General features: G+C 73.0%; 19 protein-coding genes and 2 pseudogenes. 19 read left to right on the forward strand and 2 right to left on the reverse strand.

Going from position 1 to position 26942, the window contains the following annotated elements; translation table 11 throughout:
* The first annotated feature begins 16 nt into the window (after window positions 1–16).
* The 8 genes from hydA (at window position 17) to UK82_RS28035 (ending at window position 9766) form a co-directional block, all read left to right on the forward strand.
* Window positions 17–1483, forward strand: coding sequence for a dihydropyrimidinase (gene hydA, locus UK82_RS28000; protein WP_055410300.1), 1467 nt, complete (start codon window positions 17–19; stop codon window positions 1481–1483).
* Between the two features lie 61 nt (window positions 1484–1544).
* The gene (locus UK82_RS28005; RefSeq protein WP_044887417.1) at window positions 1545–3035 is read left to right on the forward strand and encodes a CoA-acylating methylmalonate-semialdehyde dehydrogenase; all 1491 of its coding nucleotides are present in this window, start codon (window positions 1545–1547) and stop codon (window positions 3033–3035) included.
* A 4-nt stretch (window positions 3036–3039) separates the two neighbouring features.
* Complete coding sequence (locus UK82_RS28010; protein ID WP_055410302.1) at window positions 3040–4182, forward strand: TIGR03842 family LLM class F420-dependent oxidoreductase; 1143 nt, start codon at window positions 3040–3042, stop codon at window positions 4180–4182.
* Window positions 4179–5180, forward strand: coding sequence for an ABC transporter permease (locus UK82_RS28015; RefSeq protein ID WP_083507409.1), 1002 nt, complete (start codon window positions 4179–4181; stop codon window positions 5178–5180). Before UK82_RS28010 ends, UK82_RS28015 begins: the two co-directional genes overlap by 4 nt.
* Window positions 5181–5220: 40 nt before the next feature.
* Complete coding sequence (locus tag UK82_RS28020; RefSeq protein WP_236706537.1) at window positions 5221–6186, forward strand: ABC transporter ATP-binding protein; 966 nt, start codon at window positions 5221–5223, stop codon at window positions 6184–6186.
* Complete coding sequence (locus tag UK82_RS28025; RefSeq protein ID WP_044887415.1) at window positions 6183–6977, forward strand: ABC transporter permease; 795 nt, start codon at window positions 6183–6185, stop codon at window positions 6975–6977. The genes UK82_RS28020 and UK82_RS28025 overlap by 4 nt, the downstream gene beginning before the upstream one ends.
* Before the next feature lie 51 nt (window positions 6978–7028).
* On the forward strand, window positions 7029–7967 hold a 939-nt coding region (locus UK82_RS28030; RefSeq protein WP_236706538.1), incomplete at its 3' end, for an ABC transporter substrate-binding protein.
* A 404-nt stretch (window positions 7968–8371) separates the two neighbouring features.
* Entirely contained in the window at window positions 8372–9766 is a 1395-nt protein-coding gene (locus UK82_RS28035; RefSeq protein WP_055410306.1) for an aspartate aminotransferase family protein, read from the forward strand.
* Window positions 9767–9876: 110 nt separating this feature from the next.
* Here the strand turns inward: UK82_RS28035 and UK82_RS40645 are convergent.
* On the reverse strand, window positions 9877–10454 hold a 578-nt coding region (locus tag UK82_RS40645; protein WP_236706539.1), incomplete at its 5' end, for an MMPL family transporter.
* A 1-nt stretch (window position 10455) separates the two neighbouring features.
* Window positions 10456–12165 (reverse strand): annotated as a pseudogene (locus UK82_RS28040) (MMPL family transporter); the annotation flags it as partial.
* A 160-nt stretch (window positions 12166–12325) separates the two neighbouring features.
* Here UK82_RS28040 and UK82_RS28045 point away from each other — a divergent pair.
* From UK82_RS28045 to hpnH, 11 genes and pseudogenes are all read left to right on the forward strand, one after another.
* Window positions 12326–13267, forward strand: a complete 942-nt coding sequence (locus tag UK82_RS28045; RefSeq protein WP_044887412.1) for a TetR/AcrR family transcriptional regulator — start codon at window positions 12326–12328, stop codon at window positions 13265–13267.
* Window positions 13268–14320: 1053 nt separating this feature from the next.
* Window positions 14321–15157, forward strand: coding sequence for an SDR family oxidoreductase (locus UK82_RS28050; protein WP_044887411.1), 837 nt, complete (start codon window positions 14321–14323; stop codon window positions 15155–15157).
* A 455-nt stretch (window positions 15158–15612) separates the two neighbouring features.
* Window positions 15613–16605, forward strand: coding sequence for a squalene synthase HpnC (gene hpnC, locus UK82_RS28055; protein WP_044887410.1), 993 nt, complete (start codon window positions 15613–15615; stop codon window positions 16603–16605).
* Window positions 16602–17513, forward strand: a complete 912-nt coding sequence (hpnD, locus tag UK82_RS28060; RefSeq protein ID WP_044887409.1) for a presqualene diphosphate synthase HpnD — start codon at window positions 16602–16604, stop codon at window positions 17511–17513. The genes hpnC and hpnD overlap by 4 nt, the downstream gene beginning before the upstream one ends.
* A complete protein-coding gene (gene hpnE, locus UK82_RS28065; protein ID WP_055410310.1) occupies window positions 17510–19270 on the forward strand; it encodes a hydroxysqualene dehydroxylase HpnE in 1761 nt (586 codons plus the stop codon). The genes hpnD and hpnE overlap by 4 nt, the downstream gene beginning before the upstream one ends.
* Entirely contained in the window at window positions 19267–20283 is a 1017-nt protein-coding gene (locus UK82_RS28070) for a polyprenyl synthetase family protein (protein WP_044887407.1), read from the forward strand. Before hpnE ends, UK82_RS28070 begins: the two co-directional genes overlap by 4 nt.
* 208 nt (window positions 20284–20491) lie before the next feature.
* On the forward strand, window positions 20492–22606 hold the full coding sequence (locus tag UK82_RS28075) for a prenyltransferase/squalene oxidase repeat-containing protein (RefSeq protein WP_055410312.1): 2115 nt from the start codon (window positions 20492–20494) through the stop codon (window positions 22604–22606).
* The gene (gene ispH, locus UK82_RS28080; protein ID WP_055410315.1) at window positions 22603–24567 is read left to right on the forward strand and encodes a 4-hydroxy-3-methylbut-2-enyl diphosphate reductase; all 1965 of its coding nucleotides are present in this window, start codon (window positions 22603–22605) and stop codon (window positions 24565–24567) included. Before UK82_RS28075 ends, ispH begins: the two co-directional genes overlap by 4 nt.
* 94 nt (window positions 24568–24661) lie before the next feature.
* Window positions 24662–25210, forward strand: coding sequence for a PaaI family thioesterase (locus UK82_RS28085; protein ID WP_044887404.1), 549 nt, complete (start codon window positions 24662–24664; stop codon window positions 25208–25210).
* A 378-nt stretch (window positions 25211–25588) separates the two neighbouring features.
* Window positions 25589–25998, forward strand: a 410-nt coding sequence (locus tag UK82_RS40650) for a radical SAM protein (protein WP_236706540.1), incomplete at its 3' end; no start/stop codon positions are given.
* Between the two features lies 1 nt (window position 25999).
* Window positions 26000–26593: pseudogene (gene hpnH, locus UK82_RS40655) on the forward strand (adenosyl-hopene transferase HpnH); the annotation flags it as partial.
* Between the last annotated feature and the right edge of the window lie 349 nt (window positions 26594–26942).

Consider the following 26942-nt stretch of genomic DNA (forward strand, 5'->3'; position numbering starts at 1 on the left):
AGGAGGGATCTGACGCATGAGAACGCTCATCACGGGTGGGACGCTGGTCGGACCGCTCGGCGCGGCCCCGACGGACGTGCTCGTCGACGGCGAGACGGTGGCCGCCCTGCTCGCCCCGCCGGCCGCGCTCGATGCGTCCGCCCGGGGTGCGGCCGGCGGCGGGCCGGCGGCGAGCGGCGTGGGCCGCCCGGCGGTCGACGCCGACCGGGTCATCGACGCCACCGGCAAGTACGTCATCCCGGGCGGGGTCGACGTGCACACCCACATGGAGCTGCCCTTCGGCGGCACCGCGGCCTCCGACACGTTCGCCACCGGCTCGGCCGCCGCGGCCTGGGGCGGCACGACCACGATCGTCGACTTCGCCGTGCAGCGCACCGGCGAGGTCGTCGAGGAGGGCCTGGCCGCCTGGCACGCCAAGGCCGAGGGGCAGTGCGCGATCGACTACGGCTTCCACATGATCATGGGTGGGGTCGACGAGGCCGCGCTCAAGGCGATGGACTCCCTCGTCGCCCACGAGGGCGTCACCAGCTTCAAGCTGTTCATGGCCTACCCCGGCGTGTTCTTCAGCGACGACGGCCAGATCCTGCGGGCGATGCAGCGCGCCGCCGACTCCGGCGCCACGATCATGATGCACGCGGAGAACGGCCTGGCCATCGACGTCCTCGTCGCGCAGGCGCTGGCCCGCGGCGACACCGACCCGATCCACCACGGCCTGACCAGACCGTCGGCGCTGGAGGGCGAGGCCACCCACCGGGCGTCCGTGCTCGCCCAGGTCGCCGGCAACCCCCCGCTGTACTTCGTGCACCTGTCCGCCTCCGAGGCCCTCGGGGTGGTCAGCGCCGCCCGGGCCGCCGGGCGCAACGTGTTCGCCGAGACCTGCCCGCAGTACCTGTACCTGAGCCTGGAGGAGCACCTGGGCGCCCCCGGCTTCGAGGGCGCCAAGTACGTCGCCTCTCCGCCGCTGCGCACGAACACCGCCCCGCACGCCGACGACCTCTGGCGGGGGCTGCGCACCGACGACCTCGCCGTCGTCTCCACCGACCACTGCCCGTTCTGCCTCAAGGAGCAGAAGGAGCTCGGCCGCGGCGACTTCTCGAAGATCCCGAACGGGATCGGGACCGTCGAGCACCGCATCGACCTGATCTACCAGGGCGTCGTCACCGGGAAGATCTCACTGCAGCGCTGGGTCGAGACCTGCGCGACCACCCCGGCGCGGATGTTCGGCCTTTACCCGCGCAAGGGCGTCATCGCCCCCGGCTCGGACGCGGACATCGTCGTCTACGACCCGAACGCGACGACGACGATCAGCGCCGCCACCCACCACATGAACCTCGACCACTCGGCCTGGGAGGGCTTCGAGATCGCCGGGAAGGTCGACACGGTGCTCTCCCGCGGGTCCGTCGTCGTCTCCGGCGGGCAGTTCAGCGGCCGTGCCGGCCACGGCCGCTACGTGCCCCGCGGCCTGTCCCAGTACCTGCGCTGACCTGCGCTGACCTGCGCTGACCTGCGTTGACCTGCGTTGACACGGAAGAGGAGGTGCGGCGATGCGGACGATCGGCCATCTCATCGGCGGGGCCGAGGCGGCGGACGCCGCCGGTCGCTACGCGCCAGTGTGGAACCCGGCGACCGGCGAGCAGCAGGCCCGCGTCGCGCTCGCCTCGGCGCAGGAGGTGCGCGCCGCGGTCGGCGTCGCCCGCGCGGCGGCCCCGGGCTGGCGGGCGACGCCGCTCGGCCGCCGGGCCGAGGTGATGTTCCGCTTCCGCGACCTGCTCGACGCCGGCCGCAAGGAGGTCGCCCGGCTGCTGACCGCCGAGCATGGCAAGACCCTCGACGACGCGCTCGGCGAGATCGCCCGCGGCCTGGAGAACGTCGAGTTCGCCTGCGGCGCCCCGCACCTGCTGCGCGGCGGCTACTCGGAGGAGGTCTCCGCCGGCGTCGACGTCCACGAGGTGCGCCAGCCGCTCGGCGTCGTCGCCGGCATCACCCCGTTCAACTTCCCGGCGATGGTGCCGCTGTGGATGCTCGCGAACGCGCTGGTCTGCGGCAACGCGTTCGTGCTCAAGCCCAGCGAGCGCGACCCGTCCCCGGCGCTGTTCCTCGCCGAGCTGCTGGGGCGCGCCGGGCTGCCCGACGGCGTGCTCAACGTGGTGCAGGGCGACAAGGTCGCCGTCGACGCGCTGCTCGACCATCCCGACGTCGCCGCGGTGAGTTTCGTCGGCTCGACCCCGATCGCCCGCTACGTCTACGAACGCGCCACCGCCGCCGGCAAGCGGGTGCAGGCCCTCGGCGGGGCGAAGAACCACATGGTCGTCCTGCCCGACGCGGAGATCGCCGCGGCGGCGGACGCCGCGGTCTCCGCCGCCTACGGCTCGGCCGGCGAGCGTTGCATGGCGGTGTCGGTGGTCGTGGCGGTCGGGGAGGCCGCCGACCCGCTGGTCGAGGCGATCGCCGCGCGGGTGCGCGGCATCCGGGTGGGACCCGGGTATGACGCGGCCAGCGAGATGGGGCCGCTGATCACCGCGGCGCACCGGGACCGGGTCGCCGCCTACCTCGACACCGCCACCGCCCAGGGGGCGAGCGTCGTCGTCGACGGCCGCACCGACCCCGCCACCAGCGGCCCCGGCTTCTTCCTCGGCGCGAGCCTCGTCGACCACGTGCGGCCGACCAGTGCCGTCTACACCGACGAGATCTTCGGGCCGGTGCTCGCCGTCGTGCGGGTCGCCACCTACGACGAGGCACTGCGGCTGATCGAGGACAACCCGTACGGCAACGGCGCGGCGATCTTCACCCGCGACGGCGGGGCCGCCCGGCGGTTCACCGCCGAGGTGCAGGCGGGGATGGTCGGCGTCAACGTGCCGATCCCGGTGCCGGTCGCCTACTACAGCTTCGGCGGCTGGAAGGGTTCGCTGTTCGGCGATCTGCACATGTACGGCCCGGACGGGATCCGCTTCTACACCCGGACCAAGGTCGTCACCTCCCGCTGGCCCGACCCGGCGACGAGCTCGGTCGACCTCGGCTTCCCCCGGACGCGGTGACGCGGTGGACGTCGGAGTGGTGCTGCAGACGAACCCGCCCGCCTCCCGGGTGATCGACCTCGCCCGGCAGGCGGAGAACCTGGGCTTCAGCCACGTCTGGACCTTCGACTCCCACCTGCTGTGGGAGGAGCCGTTCGTCATCTACAGCCAGATCCTCGCCGCGACCCGCAAGGTGCTGGTCGGGCCGATGGTGACCAACCCGGCGACCCGCGACTGGACGGTCACGGCGTCGCTGTTCGCCACCCTCAACGAGATGTTCGGCAACCGGACGATCTGCGGGATCGGCCGGGGCGACTCGGCGGTGCGGGTCCTCAACGGCAAGCCCACGTCCCTGGCCACCCTGCGGGAGTGCATCGAGGTCGTGCGCGAGCTCGCGAACGGGCGCAGCGCGCAGGTCGGCGGCAGCACCGTGCGCTTCCCGTGGGGCGCGGCGAGCCGGCTCGACGTCTGGATCGCCGCCTACGGGCCGAAGGCGCTGGCGCTGACCGGGGAGATCGGCGACGGGTTCATCCTCCAGCTCGCCGACCCGGACATCGCCGCCTGGACCATCCGGGCGGTGCGCCGCGCCGCCGAGCGGGCCGGGCGGGACCCGGCGGCGGTGAAGTTCTGCGTCGCGGCGCCCGCCTACATCGGCGCCGCGGACCCGCTGTCGCTGGCCCACCAGCGCGACCAGTGCCGCTGGTTCGGCGGGATGGTCGGCAACCACGTCGCCGACCTCGTCGCCCGCTATGGCGCGGACGGCTCCGTGCCGACCGCGCTGACCAGCTACATCGCCGGCCGCACGGGCTACGACTACAACGAGCACGGTCGGGCCGACAACGCCCACACCACGTTCGTCCCCGACGAGATCGTCGACCGGTTCTGCCTGCTCGGCCCGCCGGAGGCCCACATCGAGCGGCTGGCGCAGCTCGCCGAGCTCGGCGTCGACCAGTTCGCCGTCTACCTGCAGCACGACGCCAAGCTCGCGACCCTCGAGGCGTACGGCGAGACGGTGATCCCCGCCGTCGCCGGCACGGTGCGCGCCACCTCCGCCGGCACCCAGCCCCCCGCCCCGGTCACCCCGGCGACCTCGGCGCCGTCGGCGACGCCGCCCGCGGTGTCTCCTGCAGGGCCGCCAGCGGACCCGACTCCGGCGGCCGGCGGATGACCGACGCCGCCCTGTCGACGGCCGCGGCGGCGACCGTGGCCGGTCCCGCCACCGGGGCCACGCCCACCGGCGACCCCGCGGGCCCCGACCCGCTCGGCCTGCCGCCGCGGCGGCAGGCCGCGGGCGTGGCGGCGCGGGACCGACTGCGCCGGGGTGTCCTCGCGCTCGTCGCGCTCGTGCTGCTGTGCGCCGTGTGGGAGGGCTACAAGGCGGTCGGGTCGCCGCAGGGCACCCGGCTGTGGGGCGCGCCGGTGCTGCCGCGGACCACGGACGCGGCCATGCCGCACGTCTGGTCGGTGCTGGCGGAGCTGGGCCGGCCCGAGCTCAGCCTGCGCGACGACCGCACCGTCGGGGAGTCGGTGCTGCGTGGGATGTGGTTCTCGCTGCGGGTGGCGCTCGCCGGCTTCGGGGTCGGGGTCGGGGTCGGCGTGCTGCTCGCCGTCGCGATGGCCCGCCTGCGGGTGCTGGAGCGCGGGCTGCTGCCGTACGTGATCGCCAGCCAGACCATCCCGCTGGTCGCGCTCGCCCCGCTGGTAGCCGGCTGGGGCGGCCGGCTGCACCTGGGCGGTCTGGACTGGCAGCGCTGGATGTCGGTGGCGCTGATCGCCGCGTACCTGGCGTTCTTCCCGGTCGCCGTCGGGATGCTGCGCGGGCTGCAGGCGCCGGCGGCGGAGTCGGTGGAGCTGATGCGCAGCTACGCGGCGTCGTGGTGGCAGACGCTGATCCGGCTGCGGCTGCCGGCGTCGGTGCCGTACCTGATGCCGGCGCTGCGGCTCGCGGCGGCCTCGGCGGTGATCGGCACGGTCGTCGCCGAGATCTCCACCGGCACCCGCGGCGGCGTCGGGCGACTGATCATCGACTACTCCATGTCGGCGAGCAGCGACGCGACCCGGCTGTACGACGCGGTGCTCGGCGCCGCGGCCATCGGGCTGGTCATGGCCGCCGCGGTGGCGCTGTTGGAAGCGGCGGTCGGCCGCCGGTGGGGCCGTCATGCCTGACGGGCCGCGCGGGCGGCGCACGGAAGCGAGGACGAGCGGCATGACGGCGGAGGCGGTAGTGGAGGCGGTGGCGGCGGCGGAGGAGGAGGCGGCGGTGGTGGTGCGCGGGGTGACGAAGGCGTTCGACGTCGCCGGGGCGGCGCCCGCCGTGGCACTGACGGACATCGACCTGACGGTCGCCCGCGGCGAGTTCGTCTCGCTGATCGGGCCATCCGGCTGCGGGAAGTCGACGCTGCTGCGGCTGGTCGCCGACCTGATCCCGCCGACCCGCGGGGAGATCCTCGTCGGCGGCCGGCCGGCCCGCCAGGCCCGCCTCGACCAGGACTACGGCATCGCCTTCCAGCAGGCCGGCCTGTTCGGCTGGCGCACCGTGCTCGGCAACGTCGAACTGCCGCTGCAGGTCCACGGGATGCGCAAGGCCGAACGCCGGGCCCGCGCCCGGGAGCTGCTCGACCTGGTCGGGCTCGCGGACTTCGCCGGCCACTGGCCCGGCCAGCTCTCCGGCGGCATGCAGCAGCGGGTGGCCATCGCCCGCGCCCTCGCCGAGCGGCCCCGGCTGCTGCTGCTCGACGAGCCGTTCGGCGCCCTCGACGAGATGACCCGCGAGCGCATGCAGGCGGAGCTCGCCCGCATCCGGCGGGAGACCGGGACCACCGTCATCCTCGTCACCCACTCGATCCCCGAGGCGGTGTTCCTCTCCGACCGGGTGGCGGTCATGTCGGCGCGGCCGGGGCGGATCACGGCGATGGTCCCGGTGGAGCTGGCGGCGCGGGCCGGCGTGGGCCGCGGCGTCGACAGCACCGACCTGCGGGAGCAGCCCGAGTTCTTCGCCGCGGTCACCGCCGTGCGCGAGGCGCTGCGCGCCGGCGAGTCCGCCCTGCTGCGCGTTGCGTCGGGCGGCGGCGCGCCGGCGGGGGCAGGTCCGGCGGGGGGAGGTCCGGCGGGAGTCGGTCCGGCGGGGGGAGGTCCGGCGGGAGTCGGTCCGGCGGGAGTCGGGGCTTCGTGAGCGGGGTTCGGCCGACCGCCCGGGTGCTGGCCCGCGGGCGGGCGATCCTGCCACCGCTCGTCGTCGCGGTCGTCGTCCTCGGCGCCTGGCAGGCGTTCGTCGACCTGGGCGACGTGCAGCCCTACCTGCTGCCGAGCCCATCGGCGATCGCCCACCAGTTTCGCGAGCACGTCGGTCCGATCCGGTCGGCGGCATGGGTCAGCGGGGTCAACGCGGCGGTGGGGTTGGCCCTCGGCGCGGTCGCGGGGCTGGTCGCGGCGATCGTGGCGGCGCGCTCCCGGCTGATCGACGGGATGCTCGCCCCGGTCGCCGCCGCGATGAACGCGATCCCGATCATCGTGCTGGCCCCGCTGTTCAACGCGATGTTCTCGACGACGTCGTCGGTGCCGCGGCGCGCGGTGGTCGCGGTCGTCGTGTTCTTCCCGGTGTTCGTCAACACCGCCCGCGGGCTGCGCGAGGTCGCCCCGGTGCACCGCGAGCTGATGCGCAGCCTCGCGGTCGGGCCGTGGCGGTTCGCCCGGACCGTGTCGCTGCCCGGGGCGCTGCCGTTCTTCTTCACCGGGCTGCGGCTGGCCTCGTCGCTCGCGGTCATCGCCGCCGTCGTCGCCGAGTACTTCGGCGGCCGGCAGAACGGCCTCGGTTCACGGATCACCTCGGCGGCGGCGAACAGCGCCTACCCCCGGGCGTGGGCGTTCGTCGTCGCGGCCTGCCTGCTGGGCCTGCTGTTCTACCTGGTCGTCCTGGCGGTGGAGAGGGCGGCGATGCCCTGGCGCCGACACGCCGGTCGGTAATGCCACCAACCGGGAATCCGGCATTTATTCACAAGGGGTAACGGGAGCGATATGAGAAGGAAAAGGACGCTGGGTGGGCTCGCGGCCGGGTTGGCCGCGGTGCTGGCCCTGGCCGCCTGCGGCTCGGACGGGGGCAGCAGCGGCTCGGATGCGTCGACGACCGGCACCGGGGCGAAGCTCACCCCGGTGAAGCTGCAGTTGCAGTGGTTCACCCAGGCGCAGTTCGCCGGCTACATCGCCGCGAAGGAGAAGGGCTTCTACCGCGACGCCGGTCTCGACGTCAAACTGCTGGAGGGCGGCACGGACATCGTGCCGCAGACGGTGCTGGCCCAGGGGCAGGCCGACTTCGCCGTCGCCTGGGTGCCGAAGGCGCTGGCCTCCCGCGAGCAGGGCGCGCAGATCACCGACATCGCGCAGATCTTCCAGCGTTCCGGCACCCGGCAGGTCAGCTTCGCCGACGCCGGCATCAGCGGGCCGGCCGACCTCAAGGGCAAGAAGGTCGGCAACTGGGGCTTCGGCAACGAGTACGAGCTGTTCGCCGGCATGACCAAGGCCGGTCTCGACCCCGGCAAGGACGTCACCCTCGTCCAGCAGCAGTTCGACATGAACGCGCTGCTCTCCGGCGACATCGACGCCGCCCAGGCGATGAGCTACAACGAGTACGCCCAGGTGCTGGAGGCGAAGAACCCGAAGACCGGCGAGCTGTACAAGCCGTCGGACTTCACCGTCGTCGACTGGAACGACGTCGGCACCGCCATGCTCCAGGACGCGGTGTGGGCCTCCACCGACAAGCTCCAGAACGACCGGGCGTACCAGCAGACCGCGACGAAGTTCCTGACCGGCTCGCTGCGTGGCTGGATCTACTGCCGCGACCATGCCCAGGAGTGCCGTGACCTGGTCGTCGCCGCCGGCTCCAAGCTCGGCGCCAGCCACCAGCTCTGGCAGACCAACGAGGTCAACAAGCTGGTCTGGCCGTCGCCGGAGGGCATCNGCATGGTCGACAAGGCGGCCTGGGACCGGACCGTCCAGATCGCCAGGGCGACGAAGAACGCCGACGGCCAGACCGTCCTCACCAAGGCCCCCGAGGGGCTCGCCTACACCAATCAGTACGTCGAGNAGGCGCTGTCGGCGCTCAAGGGTGACGGCGTCGACGTCACGGGGTCGAGCTTCAAGCCGCTGACCGTCACCCTGAACCCGGGCGGCGGCTGACCCGTCCCCCCGTCTCCGCCGTCACACCGACGGCGCCCCCGCTCCCGGCGCCGGTGAGATCCGATGGTCCGTGGCGCCGCCGCGCGCCCGCCGGCCCGACCGTGGGTCGGTGGCGCGCGGCGCGTCCGCCCGGACCGGGCGGTCCCACCCGCGGGACGCCGACGACGAGGAGAGGACCCGATCCCTTGACGACCACCCCCGCCACCCCCGCCACCTCCGCCACCCCCGGCACCCCGGGCGTCGCCGGCCGCAGCGAGGCGTACCTCGACGATCGTCGGCACGTGTTCCACTCCTGGTCGGCCCAGGCCAGCCTCGACCCGGTGGTCGTCGCCGGCGCCGAGGGGAGCTGGTTCTGGGACGAGTCCGGCCGGCGCTACCTGGACTTCTCCTCGCAGCTCGTCAACGCCAACATCGGCCACCAGCACCCGGCGGTGGTCGAGGCGATCGTCGCGCAGGCCCGCTCGCTGACGACCGTCGCGCCGTTCCACGCCCACGAGGTGCGCTCCCGCGCCGCGCGCCTCATCGCCGAGCGCGCGCCGGGCGACCTCGACCGCGTCTTCTTCACGAGCGGCGGGGCCGAGGCCACCGAGAACGCGGTGCGTATCGCCCGGCTCGCCACCGGCCGCCACAAGATCCTCGCCGCCTACCGCTCCTACCACGGGGCGACCGGCGGCTCGATCACCCTGACCGGGGAGCCGCGGCGCTGGCCCAGCGAGCCGGGGATCCCCGGCGTGGTGCACTTCTTCGGGCCCTACCCGTACCGCTCGCCGTTCCACGCCGCCGACGCCGCCCAGGAGTCCGACCGCGCGCTCGCCCACCTCGCGGAGGTGATCACGCTGGAGGGCCCGGCGACGATCGCGGCGATCATCGTCGAGCCGGTCGTCGGCACCAACGGGATCCTGGTACCGCCGCCGGGGTACCTCGCCGGGGTGCGTGAGCTGTGCGACACCCACGGCATCGTGTTCATCGCCGACGAGGTGATGTCCGGCTTCGGCCGGTGCGGCGAGTGGTTCGCCGTCGACCACTGGGGGGTCGTCCCGGATCTGATCTGCTTCGCCAAGGGCGTGAACTCCGGGTACGTCCCGCTCGGCGGGGTGATCCTCGCCCCGCACCTCGCCGACGCCTTCGCCGAGCGCCCCTACCCGGGCGGGCTGACCTACTCCGGGCACCTGCTGGGCTGCGCCGCCGCGGTCGCCTCGATCGAGGCGTTCGAGGCGGAGGGGATTCTCGACCATGTGCGGAGGCTCGGCACCGAGGTGATCGGGCCGGAGCTGGCGAAGCTGGCAGCCAACCATCCCTCGGTCGGCGAGGTCCGCGGGCTCGGTGTGTTCTGGGCACTGGAGCTGGTCCGCGACGGCGCCACCCGCGAACCGCTCGTGCCGTTCAACGCCGCCGGCCCGGCCGCGGCCCCGATGGGTGCGGTCGCCGCGGCCTGCCGCGAGCGCGGCCTGTGGCCGTTCACCCACTTCAACCGGGTGCACGTGGTACCGCCGTGCACCATCTCCGAGGCGGACGCGCGCACCGGGCTGGCGATCCTCGACGAGGCGCTGACGGTCGCCGACGGCTTCACCACGGGCTGACCGCACGCGCCGGGGCCCCGACAGGCACGTGCCTGCCGGGGCCCCGGTTCGTCAGTTCAGCGGTCCGCGTGGGGACGCCCCCTGTTCGCGGGCGGACCTGGCGGGTCGCCTCAGTGGGTGGGTTCCCCCGCGCGGGGGCTGCCCTCCTCCCGTCCCGGCTGGCCGGGGACCTGGCGGACGTGACCGCCGGTGCCGACCGGCTGGCCGGCGGAGGTCAGCGCGTCCGGGGGCAGCGGGGTGTGCTGCAGCTCCTCGATGTCCTCGGCGGACTCGACGGAGATCCGCGGCAGGATCCGGTCGAGCCAGGCCGGCACCCACCAGTTCGCCTTGCCGAAGACGTGCATGAGCGAGGGCACGAGCACGGTCCGGATGATGAACGCGTCGATCACGATCGCGCTTGCGAGCCCGAGGCCCATCAGCTTGATCACGCGTTCGTCGCCGAGGATGAACGAGGCGAACACCAGGGTCATGATGGCGCCGGCGGCGGAGATGACCCGGCCGGTCTCGGCCTGCCCGAGCGAGACGGCGAGCCGGTTGTCCCGGCGCGCGGTCCACTCCTCGTGCATCCGGCTGACCAGGAACACCTCGTAGTCCATGGACAGGCCGAACAGGATCGCGAACAGGATGACCGGGATGAACGCCTCGACCGGGCCGCCGGTGATGCTGAACAGCGACGAACCCCAGCCCCNCTGGAACACCGCGACGACGACGCCGAAGGCGGCGCCGACCGCGAGCAGGTTCATCACGGAGGCGGTCAAGGGCACCAGCAGGCTGCGGAAGACCGCCACCAGCAGCAGGAAGGCGAGCACGACCACGACGCCGATGAACAGTGGCAGCTTGCTCGACAGCGTGCTGGAGAAGTCCTCGAAGATGGCCGTGATGCCGCCGACGTAGATCCCGGTGTGGGACGGGTTGGCCTGTGGGACCACGTCGTCGCGCAGCTTCTTCAGCAGCTTCGAGGTGTCCTCGGCCTGGGGACTGGTCGTCGGGTACAGGGAGACGATCGCCGCCTGGCCGTTCGGGCTCGGCCGCGGCTCCGACACCGACGCGACGCCCGGAGTGGCGCGGGCCGCCTTCACCACGGCGTTCAGGTTGGCCGTGTCCTGCGGCGACTTGATCTCCGCGACGATCGTGAACGGGCCGTTGAAGCCGGGGCCGAACCCGTCGGCGAGCAGGTCGTACCCGCGCTTGGTGGTCTTCGAGCTGTCGCCGTTGCCGAGGTCGGAGGAGCCGAGCCGCAGCGAGAAGAACGGGATCGCGATGATGAGGATCACCACGGCGCTGATGACGGCGAACAACTGGGGCCGGCGCTCGATGCCCTTGGCCCAGCGCCACCAGAAGCCTCCGGTGTTCTCATGCTCCGGGCCGCTGTCGGCGAGCTTGCGCCGATCGCGCTTGCTGAGCACCCGCATGCCGTAGAAGCCCAGCAGGGCGGGCAGCAGCGTGACGGCCGCCGCCATGGTCATCGCGACGGCCACCGCCGCCGAGATCGCCACGCCGTACAGGAAGCTCACCCCGAGGGCGAACATGCCGAGCAGCGCGATGCAGACCGTGATGCCGGCGAACAGCACGGCGCGGCCCGAGGTGTTCACCGCGGTGACCGCGGCCTCCTCGGGAGACTTGCCGGCCCGCAGGCCGATGCGGTGCCGGTTGACGATGAACAGCGCGTAGTCGATCCCGACGCCGAGGCCGATCAGGGTCGCCAGGATCGGGCTGAACTCGGCGATGGTGAGCACGTGCGAGAGCAGGATGATCAGCAGGCTGCCGACGCCGAGCGCGACGATAGCGGTGATCAGCGGCAGCGTCATGGCAAGCAGCGAGCCGAAGGCGATGAACAGGATGATCGCCGCGGCGGCGATGCCGATGAACTCGCTGTAGCTCTGCTGCTGCTGCTCGGTGATCGACACGACCTGACCGGTGGCCTCGACCTGCAGGGTGCTGGAGTCGTAGCCGCGGGCGGTGTCGACGAGCTGCTGGATGTCGTCCTTGGGCAGGTCGATGCCCTGCTCGTCGAAGTCGATCGTGGCGAAGGCGGTGTGCCCGTCGGAGCTGATCTGCGAGGCCCCGCGCGGGCCGTAGGGGCTGCCGACGTCCGAGACGTGCGGGACCTTGGCCAGCTTGTCGAGCATCTCCGTCGCCGGCGCCTTCAGGGCCGGGTCGGTGACGGCGACGCCGTTCTTGCTGTGCAGCACGATGGTGGCGCTGTCTCCCGAAGCCGCCGGGAAGTCGCGCTGCAGCAGGTCGATCGCCTTCTGCGAGTCGGTGCCGGGCAGGGAGAAGGCGTCCTTGTAGTCGCTTCCGGCCGCCTGGCTGACCCCTCCGAGGACGGCAATCGCGGCGATCCACAGGAGCAGTACGAGCCGGCGGTGCCTGAAGCACCATCGGGCGAGCGAAGCCACGGTTTCCCCTCGAGCGTTGATGATCGGTCGGTGTCGTCACCTGCGACGTCTTGATCGGCAGCGGTCCGTTGCTTGCTACCTGGGAACTTACCGGTCGTTTAGTAGGTAAGCTTGAGGGTAACATTCGTCGCGGACTCGATCGGAGGGGTGCAGGGCTGCCATGGTCGAGTCGACGTCACCCGGGTCAGCGAGCGATACCAGGTCGCGGATCCTTGCCGCCGCGGTGAGCCTCTTCGGAGAGCAAGGGTATGCCGGCACTTCTGTGAGGGACATCTCCGAGCGACTCGGCGTGACGAAGGCAGCACTCTATTACCACTTTCCGTCGAAGGAGACGATCCTCGACGCGCTGTTGGAGCCCTTCGTCTCCGAACTGGGCCGGCTGGTCGAACTGGTCCGGCAGTCGCCGCCGCCGAGCGCCCGGGTCCTGCTGGAGCGGCTGGTGGACATCATGGCCGGCCCCGGCGGCGTCCTGCTCGCCTTCGTGAACGATCCCTCGGTGATCCATCGCAAGATCGGCAAGAGCGACATGCTCTCCCTGCAGCAGGCCCTGGTCGGGGCGCTCGCCGGTCCGGCGCCGTCGGACCTGCGGCTGCTGCGGGCGCACTGCGCGGTCGGCGCGCTGCGCGCGGGGATTCTCGGGATGGCGTTCGAGCGCGCCCACGCCCAGGCCCGGGCTGAGGACGCCGACGGCGCCGGGGCGGTTCCCGGTGACGCGCGGGTCGCCTTCGGCGGGTCCGATCTGACCGGTGCGCCCGGCCGCGGGGAGCCGCTCTGCTCGGCGGCGCTGCGCACCGTGGCGGCCCGGCTGCCGCAGAGCATGCGCCCGCTGGTCTCCGCCACCGAGCGGCGCGAGATCGTGGCCGCCGCGCTCGCCGCTCTCGGCGCCGAGGAACCGGCGCCCTGGTCGTCGGGATCCGTCTGCTGCCCCGGTGCGGGCGAGGGTGCCCGGTCCCCCGGGGCCACCGGATCGTGCGTGGAATCCGCGACATCCGGGGCGCTGTCCGTGCCGTCGGTTTCTTCCCCATCCGCGCTTCCCGGTGTGCGCGGAGTTGGGATCACCCGGATCGGTGGGGTGAATCCCTCGGGCATCCACCCGGGGTAGTCCATCCGCTGGATGGATGGGTGGATTGAACCGGCATTCGTACGGGTGATCGACTGGTGCGGTTGAGTGTCCGATTGGGGTAGTCGGCACCCCCGGTAGCCACCGAACGTGCCTCCGTCGTCGTGCCGGCGACCACTGTCGGACCTCCCGTGATGCATCTTCGGGGCCCATGTGTCGGATGTCACCGTGGCGGGTGATATCCCCGCCCGGTGGTCCGTCCATTAGGTTCGGAGAAATGCCGCTTTCGATCACGTTTGTCGAAGGCGGTAGGGTGGTCGTCGTGTGGAGGATGGATCAGTGCTCGGACGATGCCCCACCAGCCTGTCCGGCGTACGTCACAGACCGGCCCGACCCGGCGCGGGAACGATCCACGGATGAACCTGGGCGCCGACGGGGCTGCTCCGGTGGCGACCCGATCGGACTGACGGCAGGGTACTGACGGCGGAGGTGGCGGGCCTGTGCCCGCCGGTTGTGATGTCGTGGTGACGGCCCTGCCGCGGGTCGTCGCCGGGCAATTCCGGCGTGGGCAATGCGGTGGGAAATCACCCCAATACCCGGGCCGGCCGTGGGAAGCGGTTCGCACGTCCCAGCAGAAGATCCCGAATCCATCGTACGACCGCCAAATCGGACCGCACCCGCGGTCGGCGATAGCGGGACGGCTCCGATAGCGGGGGTCGTGACGATAGAGGGAGTGTGATAGGGAGTCCGGAGCCGCGCATGTGATCCGCCCGCCCCGATGTCGCCCATCTGACCATGGACGATCCGACTGCGGGACGGTGAAATGGTGGGAGTCGTGGACCTGGTGGCGCTCGCGCGCCCGGGGTCCTGGAGTCCGACGCTTGAGAAGCAGTAGCTGTCCGGATCGGCACGGCCATCGAGTGTGGTCGAAGCGGTGGTCCGACGGGAGAGCTCGTGCCATCGGACCATGCCGATCATGCTCGGTCGGGCCACCTCGCGACGCGGGGCGAGATGAGTGGGGAAAGCAGCAGGTGACGTGCAACCAGTGCCCGCGGGGGAGAACTGCGTGAAAGGAACGACCGGAAGTGGTGTGTCATGAGCACACGGTCCCGGCCTGCTTTCCGTGAGGGAGGGTTGACCGTCCTCACCAACCGGACCGCGCGAACGGGCACAGCCCCCGCCACCTGGCCGCCTCGAACGGCCGTCGTGACCGGCGCATCCAGCGGCATCGGCCGGGAGGCCGCCCTGCTGCTGGCCGCCGGCGGCTGCCGCTCGCTGTTGGTCGGCCGCAACGGCGCGGCGCTGGATGAGGTCGCTGCCGCCACGGAGGGTCACCGCATCTCCGTCGACCTGTCGGCCGCCGGCTCGGAGGTGGCGGTCGCCTCCCGGGCCAGTGAGCTGCTCGGCGACGTCGATCTGCTGGTGTGCTCGGCGGGGCTCGGCGCCGCCGGCCCGTTCGACGTGATGTCGCCGGAGGCGATCGCGGAACTCGTCGCGGTCAACGTCCTGTCGCCGATGGCGCTGGTCAGGGCCATGCTGCCGGCCATGCTCGATCGTGGGCAGGGGCGCATCCTGATCGTCGGCAGCATCGCCGGTGCGCTCGGCGTGCGCGGCGAGGTGGCCTACTCCGCGACGAAGGCGGCGATGGTCGGCTTCGCGGACGCGTTGCGGGCCGAAGTCGCCGGACGTGGCATCACGGTGACGTTGTGTTTACCTGGCGTCGTAGACACCCCGTTCTTCCACCGCCGCGGGGCGCCGTACGTTCGGCGATGGCCGCGGCCGATCCCGGCCGCGCTGGTCGCCGAGCGCATGCTGGCGGCGGCGGGACGGGGCAGCGCGGAGGTCTGGGTGCCAGGTTGGCTGCTCGGCGCGGTGCGGATCCACGGCGCGGTGCCGTCGCTGTACCGCAGGTTGGCGGGTGTCTTCGGATGATCCGGTACCGGGAGCGTGCTGCCGGCTGGCCTGTGTCGCCAATTGGGGGTGAGTGACACCGACCACAGCTCCGGCGGCCTTCGGGCCGTCGGCGGCAGACGCGCCGGGTGGGGCCGGCGGCGCATGGCGCCGTCGGCCCCGCGCCGCCGGAACCCCGGGTGGCACCATGGCGCGCCTGCCAGGACCGGTCGCCTGAGCCGGTCCGTCCGGACCTGCGGAGCAGGTCCGCGTGAGGCGCGCCCATGACCTCCGGTGCGAACGGGCGCCCTGGTCCCGTCGGCGGACCGGGTCGTCGCCAGCGCAGAACCCGCCGAGCCTCGGCGCTGCCCCAAGGTCCTGGCGCCGACCAAGGTCCCGGCGCTGTCCAGGTTTCTGGCGCCGGCCGCGGCCTCCGCGGGGACCCCCATCCCGGCACACCGCGCCCGGAGTGCAGACCGTCATCGAAGGAGAGGCGTATGACCGCCATCGACGCCCCAACCGGCCCACCACGCACGCCTGCGCTGTCGGGCGCGACGGGCCTGTCCACTCCCGCCGAACACCTCCTGCGCGCCGCGCCGGCGGAGAACTTCCCGGTCTCGCCGATCGTGCTGCCCGCGGCCGTGCGCGCCCACTTCAACGCCCTGTACGCCTTCAGTCGGTTCGTCGACAACATCGGCGACGAGGCCGCGGGCGATCGGCTGATCCTGCTCGACCGCCTCGCCGACGATCTGTCGGTGATCTGGGCCGGCGGTGAGCCGGAGCTCCCCGTCCTGCGCCTGCTCGCGCGCACGGTGCACACCTGCGACCTGCCCGCCGAGCCCTTCGAGCGGCTCGTCGAGGCCAACCGCCAGGACCAGCGGGTCACCCGCTACGAGACGTTCGACGACCTGGTCCGCTACTGCACCCTGTCGGCCGATCCGGTCGGCCGGATGGTGCTCGGCGTGTTCGGGCTCGCCACCCCCGACCGGGTCGTGCTCTCCGACCGGGTGTGCACCGCGCTGCAGCTCGCCGAGCACTGGCAGGACGTCGCCGAGGATCTCGCCGCCGGGCGCATCTACCTGCCGCAGGAGGACCTCGACACCTTCGGGGTGACCGAGGACGACCTGCGGGCGAAGGTGGCGAGCCCGGCGGTGCGCCATCTGATGGCCTTCGAGGTCAGCCGCGCCCGCACCGTGATCGACCAGGGCGCGCCGCTGGTCTCGATGGTGCCGGGCAGACTGAGGCTGGCGCTGGCCGGCTTCGTCGGCGGCGGCCGCGCGGCGCTCGACGCGATCCGCCGCGCTGGCTACGACGTGCTCGGCGGCCCGCCCAAGGCACCCAAGCCGCGGATGGCACGCTTCGCTCTGGTGGCGCTCGCGCAGTCGGTGGCTCCGGGAGCGCCGGCGGCGGCCCGCACCGCCGCGGCGGTGGCGACCGCGACCAGCGCGACCGGCGTCGCGGCCCGACGCGGCTCGGAGGAGGGTCGATGAACAGCCCGGCGTCGAACTCGGCGCGCCGGCCGACCGTGGCCGAGGCGTACGCCGCCTGCGAGGCTCTGACCAAGGAGGCGGCGCGGAACTTCTCGTACGGCATCCGGCTGCTGCCCCCGGAGAAACGGGGCGCGCTCAGCGCCGTCTACGCGCTGGCCCGCCACCTGGACGACATCGGTGACGGGGACCTGCCGGCCGAGGAGAAGCTCGCCGGGCTGGCCCAGGTCCGGGCCGAGGTCAACAACCTGGGCGCGGGTAGCTCCGACCCGATGTACGTCGCCCTCGACGACGCCGCCCGGCGCTTCCCGATCCCGCTGGAGGCGTTCATCGAGCTTGCCGACGGCGTCGAGAGTGACGTGCACGGCACCACGTACGACACGTTCGACGACATGGTCGGCTACTGCCGGCTCGTCGCCGGCACGATCGGCCGGCTCTCGCTGGGCATCTTCGGCACCGAGCAGGCGGCCTCCGACCGCTCCGCCCCGGCCATCGCCGACGCCCTCGGGGTGGCCCTGCAGCAGACGAACATCCTGCGCGACGTCCGCGAGGACCTGCTCGGCGGGCGTATCTACCTGCCGGCGCAGGAGCTCAAGGCCGCCGGGATCGAGCTCGCCGTGGACGCCAGCGGTCGTCTCGGCGGGCCGCCGACGGCACTGCTGGGCTACCTGCGGTCCTCGGCGCAGCGGGCCGAGGAATGGTACGACCGCGGCATGGTGCTACTCGACCTGCTCGACCGGCGCAGCGCGGCCTGTTGCGGCGCGATGGCCGGCATCTACCTGCGGCTCAACCGGCGGATCAAGAACGAACCGGCTGCTGTGCTGGACCGTCGGCTGGCGCTGCCGGGGTGGCAGAAGGCGGTCGTCGCCGCCCGCAGCCTCGCCGGGCGACCGGAGACGAGCGCCGCATGACTTCCGGGGCACGCGGGATGGGCGAGGCGGCCGGGGTGGCCGGCGCGGCTGTGGCGGCGGGTCGGGACGAGTCCCGACCACACCTGGTCGTCGTCGGCGGCGGTCTCGCCGGGATGGCCGCGGCGCTGCTCGCCGTGGACAGCGGCGCGCGGGTGACGCTGCTGGAGGCCCGGCCGCGCCTGGGCGGCCAGACGACGTCGTTCCGGCGGGGAGACCTGTGGATCGACACCGGTCAGCACGTGTTCATGCGCTGCTGCACCGCCTATCGCGGGCTGCTGGCGCGCCTCGGGGTGGAGCACCTGACCACCCTGCAGCCCCGCCTGGACGTCCCGGTGCTCCTCGGGGACTCGCTCACCCGGACCCGGCTGCGGCGCACCAGCGTGCGCCTGCCCGCGCCGCTGCACCTGGCCCCGGCGCTGCTGGGCTACCGGGCACTGCCGCTCGCCGAGCGGCTGCGTGCCGGGCTCGCGGCCTTCCAGCTCGGCCGCCTCGACCAGCGCTCCGCGGCGGTGGACGAGCGGTCGTTCGGTGCGTGGCTGACCAGCCACGGCCAGGGCCCGGCAGCGACGAAGGCGCTGTGGGAGCTGCTGACCGTGGCGACGCTGAACGCGCCGGCCGCCGAGGCCTCGCTGGGCCTGGCGGCGAAGGTCGTGCGCACGGGCCTGCTGGACGGCGCCGACGCCGGCGACCTCGGCTGGGCGGAGGTCCCGCTGGCCCGGCTGCACGGCGACGCGGCGATGGCCGCCCTGGCCGCAGCCGGCGCCGACGTGCACCTGGGGGCCAAGGTCCGCGCCATCACCGCCGCGGGCGGCGGCTGGGAGCTCGCGGTCACCGCCGGCGGCACCAACCGCGGCGAGGCGGTGCCCGGCACCGACGCCGCGGGCAGGCTGCGCGCCGACGCCGTGGTCCTCGCGGTGCCGCCACCGGCGGCGGCGGACCTGCTGCCGGCCGGCGCCGGCCCGCGGCCCGAGCGGCTGCGCGAGCTGGGCGACTCGCCGATCATCAACGTGCACATGATCTATCCACGGCAGGTGATCGAGGGGCCGTTCCTGGCCGTCGTCGACTCGCCGATCCAGTGGATCTTCGACCGGACGATTTCCTCCGGCCTGGCCGCCTCGGGCCCGCCGGGTGCCCAGTACCTGGCGCTGTCCCAGTCGGCTGCCGAGCCGTGGATCGACCGGTCGGCGAACGAGCTGCGCACGTTGTTCGTCGACGAGATGGCCCGGCTGTTCCCGGCCGCCCGCGCGGCCGCGCCGCTCGAGGTCTTCGTGACCCGGGAGCGCACGGCCACCTTCCGGCAGGCGCCCGGTTCGCTCGCATTGCGTCCGGGTACCTCGACCGGACTGCCCGGCTTTGCTCTGGCCGGCACCTGGACCGACACCGGGTGGCCAGCGACCATGGAATCTGCTGTGCGTAGCGGACTCGCTGCAACCCGTGAGAGCCTGGCCGGCATGGGGGTCGTCGTCAACGGGTTGGCCGGGTCCGCCGGGGGAGACCGGGGGGCCGCCGGACCATCACCGACATCGGCTCGCGCCCTTCCGCGGCAGGGCGCCGACGGGGCGCCCGCCACGAGCACCACACCTTCATCAGACCCATCGCTTGTGCTGGATACAGCGGTTGCACCGAATGCATCGGATTCGTCGGATTCTCCGGATCCACGGGGGGAGAACACGGTGACCGCCGCAACGAAGGCGGTCACCGGGCCGGTGCCCACCGGCCAGCCAGGGCACTCATCCACAGGGGGATTCCCGGTATGACCATGACGGTTCCGGATGCGATCGAGCGGGGGCGGACCCTCACCGTGCCGGCGCTGCGCGCCGTGGTGGACCGCCTGCACCCGCGCCTTCGCCACGTCGTCGCCTACCACCGCGGCTGGGTGGACGCCGCCGGCGAACCGCTGCCCGGTGGCGGCGGCAAGCTCGTGCGCCCGGCGTTGGCGCTGCTGTCCGCCGAGGCGGCCGGCGCGCCGGCGGAGGTCGGCCTGCCGGCTGCGGTTGCCGTCGAGCTCGTGCACGACTTCTCGCTGCTGCACGACGACCTGATGGACGGCGACACCGAGCGCCGCCACCGGCCCACGGCCTGGACGGTCTTCGGTGCCGACGGCGCGATCCTGGCGGGCGACGCCCTGCTGGGGCTCGCCACCCAGGTCCTGCTGGAGGTCGAGGGGGACGCCGCGCGGCGCGCGGCGCTGATCCTCGGCGCCGGCGTCCAGGACCTGGTTCGCGGCCAGGCCGAGGACCTGATGTTCGAAAGCCGGTCCGACGTCACCGTGGCCGACACGCTGCGGATGGAGGACGGCAAGACCGGCGCGCTGCTGGCCTGTTCGGCGTCGCTCGGCGCCGTGCTCGCCGGCGCCGCCGACGAGATGGTCGACGCGCTCGCCGAGTACGGCTCCCGCCTCGGCACGGCCTTCCAGCTCATCGACGACCTGCTCGGCATCTGGGGCGACCCGGCGGTCACCGGCAAGCCGGTGCTGTCGGACCTGCGTTCCCGCAAGAAGTCCGTGCCGGTGGTGGTCGCGCTGGAGGCCGGCGGCGGCGCCGCCGAGGAACTGCGTGCCTTCCTCGTCGGCACCGGGGAGTCGAGTGAGGCGGAACTCGCGCACATCGCCGAACTGGTCGAACAGGCGGGCGGGCGGGACTGGACCACCGCCGAGGCCGACCGGCAGCTCAAGGCGTGCGAGAACGTGCTGCGCTCGCTGTCGATGCCGGCCGCGGTCGAGGCGGAGCTGCTCGCCCTCGCCCGCTTCGTGACCGAGCGCGATCGCTGAGGAGGCCGCAGGTGAGCACAGGCGCCCATGCCGCCTGGTCCACCCGCCGCCCCGTACCAGGCCGGGGTGATGCCGGGAGGCCGGGCGGCGCCCCGCCACGGCTCGACCGGCGGGCGGCCCCACCGGGCCGCCGCGACGCCGGACAGACCGGCGATCAGCCTGGTGATCGCCCGCTTGACCATCGCACGTACGACGAGGGGAGTCGTCGATGAGCCTGACCTCGGACCCGTCCCCGGCTGCTCCGACTGCCGAGAAGAGCCCGAAGCGGCCCACCATCCCGGTGCCCGCCACGGCCGACGCCTACGGGATCTCCCGGTCCTCACCACCGCTGCCCGCCGGTACCGGCAGGCCGCACACGGCCGGCCCGATCAACGCGGGCGTCGCCGCGGCCCGCGCGCGGGACCATCTCCTCGCGCTGCAGTCGGATGAGGGCTGGTGGAAGGGCGACCTCGAGACGAACGTCACGATGGACGCCGAGGACCTGTTCATGAAGCAGTTCCTCGGCATTCGCGGCGACGACGAGACCGAGCAGACCGCCCGCTGGATCCGTTCCCAGCAGCTCGCGGACGGCGGCTGGCCCACTTTCTACGGCGGCCCGGCCGACCTGTCCACCACCATCGAGGCGTACATCGCGCTGCGCCTCGCCGGCGACGCGGTCGACGCCCCGCACATGGCGCGGGCCGCGGAGCTCGTGCGCGCGCAGGGCGGGGTGGCCGCCTCCCGGGTGTTCACCCGGATCTGGCTGGCGGCGCTCGGCCAGTGGTCCTGGGACGACGTGCCGGTCATCCCGCCGGAGCTGATCTTCCTGCCGTCGTGGATCCCGCTGAACGTCTACGACTTCGCCTGCTGGGCGCGCCAGACGATCGTCGCGCTGACGATCGTCGGTTCCCTGCGGCCGTCGCACGACCTCGGCTTCACCATCGACGAGCTCAAGGTGCCGGCGGCGGGGCGCAAGCCGGCCCCGCTGCGAAGCTGGGAGGGCGCCTTCGAGCGACTCGACAAGCTGCTGCACCGCTACGAGCGCCGGCCGATCAAGCTCCTGCGCACCCTGGCGCTGCGGCGGGCCACCGAGTGGGTCGTCGCCCGGCAGGAGGCCGACGGGTGCTGGGGCGGCATCCAGCCGCCCTGGGTCTACTCCGTCATGGCGCTGCACCTGATGGGGTACCCGCTGAACCACCCGGTGATCGCCACCGCGTTTCGCGGAATGGAGCGGTACGTGATCCGCCGGGACACCCCGGAGGGTCCGATCCGCCAGATCGAGGCCTGCCAGTCGCCGGTCTGGGACACCGCGCTCGCGGTCGTCGCGCTGGCCGACGCCGGCGTCCCCGGCGACCATCCGGCGATGGTGAAGGCCGGCCGGTGGCTGGTCGACGAGGAGGTCCGGGTCGCCGGGGACTGGGCGGTGCGCCGCCCCGAGCTCGCCCCCGGCGGCTGGGCGTTCGAGTTCGACAACGACTTCTACCCGGACGTCGACGACACCGCCGAGGTGGTGCTGGCGCTGCGGCGGCTGCTCGGCGCGGGGCACGTCGCCCCGCCGGCATCCCGGCAGGGCCGCGCCGAGGCCCCCGCGGTGAACACCGTCGAGGACGCGGACCCGCGGCTGGCCGCGGCGATGCGCGCGGCGGCGGCCCGCGGGGTCGACTGGAGCGTCGGGATGCGCTCGTCGAACGGCGCCTGGGGTGCCTTCGACGCGGACAACGTCCGGACGCTCACCACGAAGATCCCGTTCTGCGACTTCGGCGAGGTGGTCGACCCGCCGTCGGCGGACGTCACCGCGCACATCGTGGAGATGCTGGCCGACCTCGGCCGCTCCGACCACCCGATCACCCAGCGGGCGGTGCAGTGGCTGCTGGACAACCAGGAGCCGGGCGGCTCCTGGTTCGGCCGGTGGGGCGTCAACCACCTCTACGGCACCGGGGCGGTCGTGCCGGCGCTGATCGGCGCCGGGGTGCCCACCGACCACCCGGCGATCACCGCCGCGGTGCGGTGGCTGCTCGAGCACCAGTCGCCCGAGGGCGGCTGGGGCGAGGACCTGCGCTCCTACACCGACCCCGCCTGGATCGGCCGGGGCGAGCTCACCGCGTCGCAGACGGCGTGGGCGCTGCTCGCGCTGCTGGCGGTGGACCCGCACAGCCTGGCCGTGAAGCGCGGGGTGCGCTGGTTGTGCGAGACCCAGCGGCCGGACGGCACCTGGGACGAGCCCTACTTCACCGGCACCGGTTTCCCCGGCGACTTCTCCCTGAACTACCACCTGTACCGGCTGGTCTTCCCGCTGACCGCGCTCGGCCGGTACGTGGGCCTGACCGGGGTGGCCACACCATGAGCACCTCCACCTCCCCAGGCGGCGACGGGACCGCTCCCGACGCTGTCGTGACCCCCGCCGACCGCACGGCCCCGGCGGCCGCGGCGGGGGGACCCGCCGTGATCCCCAACCAGGACCCGGCGTCGCCGTCGGTCCCCTCGTCCGCCGGGGCGCGCCGGCCGGGTGCGCCGGCCGCGTTGCCGCTCGTCGCCGCGGCGGGCCGCGGCGGCTCGGCGAGCGTCGCGACCGCGCCGGCACCGGCGGGCGCAGGCCCGGCCGCGGTGGGCCCGTCCGCCGCGGTGGGCTCGTCCGCCGGGGCGCCGGCCGGCGGCGTGCAGGCGCCGCCGCGGCCCGCCGAGCCGGCCGCGCCCGTGGCCCGGCCCCGCCGCCGCGGGCGGCTCGTGGTCGCGACGGCGCTGCGCTTCGAGGCGATGGCGGCCGGCCGGTCCGGCCTGCCCTCGGACACCGTCATGGTGCGCACCGGGATGGGCCCCGACAAGGCGGGCCGAGCCGCCCGGGTGGTCCGTCAGGCGCGCCCCGACGCCGCCGCCATCGTGGGCCTGTCCGGCGGCCTCGCCCCCGGGATCAAGCCCGGGGACATCGTCGTCGCCAGCGAGGTCCGCGCCGCCGACGGTTCGGTCGCCGCCCGCTGCGCGTCCGCCCCGCTGCTGGCCGGTGACCTGCGCCGGCTCGGCCTGACCGTCCACGTCGGCCCGATCGTCACCGTGGCGAAGGTCGCCACCGGCGACGAGCGCACGCGGCTCGCCGCCACCGGCGCCATCGCGGTCGACATGGAGAGCGCCCCGATCGCCGCGGGGGTCGGGGACGTCCCGTTCGCCGCGGTGCGGGTCATCGTCGACACCGCCGACGAGCCGCTTGGCCGCCTCGACCTGGTCCGCCGCGGCGTGCTGGGCCTGCGCACGATGCGCCGGCTCGGCCTGCCGATCGGCGCCTGGGCAGCGGCGGTGGGCCGGCGCACCGTGCTGCTCGCCGAGCCGCGGGCGTTCTGCGCCGGGGTCGAGCGCGCCATCGAGGTCGTCGAGCGCGCCCTGGAGCTCCACGGCGCGCCGGTCTACGTCCGCAAGCAGATCGTGCACAACTCCCACGTGGTGGCCGACCTCGCCGCCCGCGGAGCGATCTTCGTCGAGGAGCTCGACGAGGTGCCCGCCGGCGCGACCGTGGTCTTCTCCGCGCACGGGGTGGCCCCGGCGGTGTGGAACCAGGCCGACGGGCGCCAGCTCTCCGTCATCGACGCGACCTGCCCGCTGGTCGAGAAGGTGCACGCCGAGGCCCGCAGGTTCACCTCCCGAGGCGACACCGTGCTGCTCATCGGCCACTCCGGTCACGAAGAGGTCGACGGCACGCTGGGCGAGGCGCCCGGGCGCATCCGGCTGGTGCAGTCGCCCGAGGAGGTCGACTCCCTCGACGTCCCCGACCCCGAGCGGGTCACCTACCTCATGCAGACCACGCTGGCGATGGACGAGGCCGAGGAGGTCGTCGACGCGCTCAAGGAGCGCTACCCGGCGATCGTCGGCCCCGGGTCCGCCGACATCTGCTACGCCACGTCCAACCGGCAGAACGCGGTGCGCAAGGTCGCCCAGGAGGCGCAGCTCGTCCTCGTCGTCGGGTCGGCCAACAGCGCGAACTCGGTGCGGCTGGTGGAGGTCAGCCGGCGCGACGGGGTGGCCTCCCACCTCGTCGAGAACGTCGGCGACGTGGAGCTGTCCTGGCTGGACGGGGTGGAGACGGTCGGCATCTCCGCCGGCGCCTCGGCCCCGCCGTCACTGGTGGAGGAACTCACCGCCGCGCTGTCCGGTCTCGGCACGACGGACGTGACCACCCGATCCGTCGGTACCGAGACGGTCGCCTTCCACCTGCCCAAGGAGCTGCGCCGCGCCGGCGCCACTGCGGCCGGCGCCACTGCGGCCGGCGCCACTGCGGCCGGCGCCGCCTCGCCGGCGCACGTACCCGGCTCGTCGTAATCCGACTCGCGGTCCCGACCGCCGGTTGCCCGACCGCTCGGCGGGGATCGCCGTGCGCGATCCCCGCCCCCGGCGTCTCCCTAGGCTGCTGACCATGACCGCGATGGAATCCGCGCCCGCCGTTCCCGAGCCCGACCCCGCGCTGTGGGGCGAGCCGCGTAGCAAGTCCGTCACCTGGTACGACCCGATCCGGGTCGCGTCGGCCGCAGCCACCCTGAGCGGCCTGGAGTTCCTGACCGCGATGCGCGACGGCCATATCCCGCCGCCGCCCATCTCCCGGCTGTTCGACTTCCGGCCGGTCGAGGTCGCGCGCGGCGACGTGGTGTTTACCTGCCAGCCTGACGAGTCGGCGTACAACCCGATCGGCCTGGTCCACGGCGGCCTGCTCTGCACGATCCTCGACACCGCGGCCGCCTGCGCGGTGCAGACCACGCTCGACGCCGGCGTCGCCTACACCTCGATCGAGATCAAGGTGAACTACCTGCGGCCGGTGCGGATCGCGGCGGGCCGGCCCAACCGGCTGACGGCGCACGGCTGGACCACGAGGCCGGGGCGCCGGGTGGCCTTCGCCGAGGGGGACGTCCGCGACGACGACGGCAAGATTGTTGCCACGGCCAGCAGTAGCTGCCTGATCCTCGCCTGAGACGGCTCCGGTCGCCGGGAACCCCAAGGTGTGTGACGCTGCGTGACGGGTCAGTGTCGTCGCCGGCATCCCGTCGTCCGGCCAGTGGAACCTGCGGGCGAGTTGGAGGTTGTCCCCACACCTCCGACGCCTCGTCGAAGGTTGACGATGCGAGGCCGGTGGAGGCCGTCATCGGCGTCATTGAGCCGTCGAGCGAGGGCTCTGACCTGGCCGAATACGTTCCGCGACCGGCTGCTCGGACGGTCGGGTCGGCTACGGGACACGGCTGTGCGACAGTTCATCGCTCGATCCACATGCAGGCTGTACGTACAGCCTGTATGGTCAGTGCAGAGATCATCGGTCATCCCACCGGCGACCTGAGGAGAGGGGAGCTACGCCGTGGCGGTCGAGTGGCGGTACCAGCTCCGTATCGGTACCTACCTGGCGAAGCAGAAACTGCGGCGCCGCAAGCACTTCCCGCTCGTGTTGGAGCTGGAGCCACTGTTTGCCTGCAACCTGTCCTGCACGGGCTGTGGGAAGATCCAGCATCCGGCGTCCGTCCTGAAGCAGCGGATGAGCCCCGAGGACGCGCTTGCCGCGGTCAAGGAGTGTGGCGCTCCGGTCGTGGCGATCGCGGGCGGTGAGCCGCTCATGCACCCGCAGATTCACGAGATCGTGAACGAGCTGGTGAAGCGCAAGAAGTTCGTGATCCTGTGCACGAACGGCCTGCTGCTGCAGAAGAAGCTCAAGAACTTCACCCCGTCGCCCTACTTCACCTTCGTGCTGCACATCGACGGGCTGCGCGAGCGNCACGACTCGGTGGTGGAGAAGGAGGGCACGTTCGACGAGTGCGTGCGGGCCTTCCACGCGGCGAAGGCGGCCGGCTTCCGGGTCGGCACCAACTCCACGTTCTTCAACAACGACAGCCCGCAGGACGTCATCGACATCCTGACCTTCCTCAACGACGACCTCAAGGTCGACCAGATCCAGCTCTCGCCGGGTTACGCGTACGAGAAGGCTCCGGACCAGGAGCACTTCCTCGCCGTCCAGGAGACCCGCGAGATGTTCGGGAAGGTCTTCGCGGAGGGCCGGCGCAAGAAGTTCCGGCTCAACCACTCGCCGATCTTCCTGGACTTCCTCGAGGGGAAGAAGGAGCTCGACTGCACCGCCTGGGGCATCCCGAGCTACTCGCTGTTCGGCTGGCAGAAGCCCTGCTACCTGATGAGCGACGGGTACGTCTCCTCCTACAAGGAGCTCGTCGAGACCACCGACTGGGACTCCTACGGTCGCGGCAAGGACCCGCGGTGCGCGAACTGCATGGCGCACTGCGGCTACGAGACCTCGGCCGTGCTGGCGACGATGGGCTCGCTGAAGGAGTCCATCCGCGCCGTCCGCCAGGTCTGACGGTCTGACCCGGCGGCGGCCCTCCCGCCGCCGTACAGCCTGCACGACGAAACGCCGCCCCGACCGCTCCCACGGTCGGGGCGGCGTTTGGCGTTTGCGGGAGGCTGCGTGGGAAGCCGGCTACAGGGGTCCTTCTGGTGGGCATCGCGTCCGGTTTGTCTCCACAGAGAGACCCGCCTGGACCCTTGCCCCTGCAGCCCCCTGCGCGCGTCGTTCCCGTTCTCGGGTTGGCGGAGGGGGCTGTGGCCGCGGCGGCTAGCCCTGTCCTTCGCACGTTCGTGCGATGTGACAGTTCCGTGATCTTTTGGTTGTTCCGTGTCGGGTTTGCCGCGGGGTGGAGTGGTGGGCC

It is taken from the genome of Frankia sp. ACN1ag (assembly GCF_001414035.1).
GTDB lineage: Bacteria > Actinomycetota > Actinomycetes > Frankiales > Frankiaceae > Frankia > Frankia torreyi.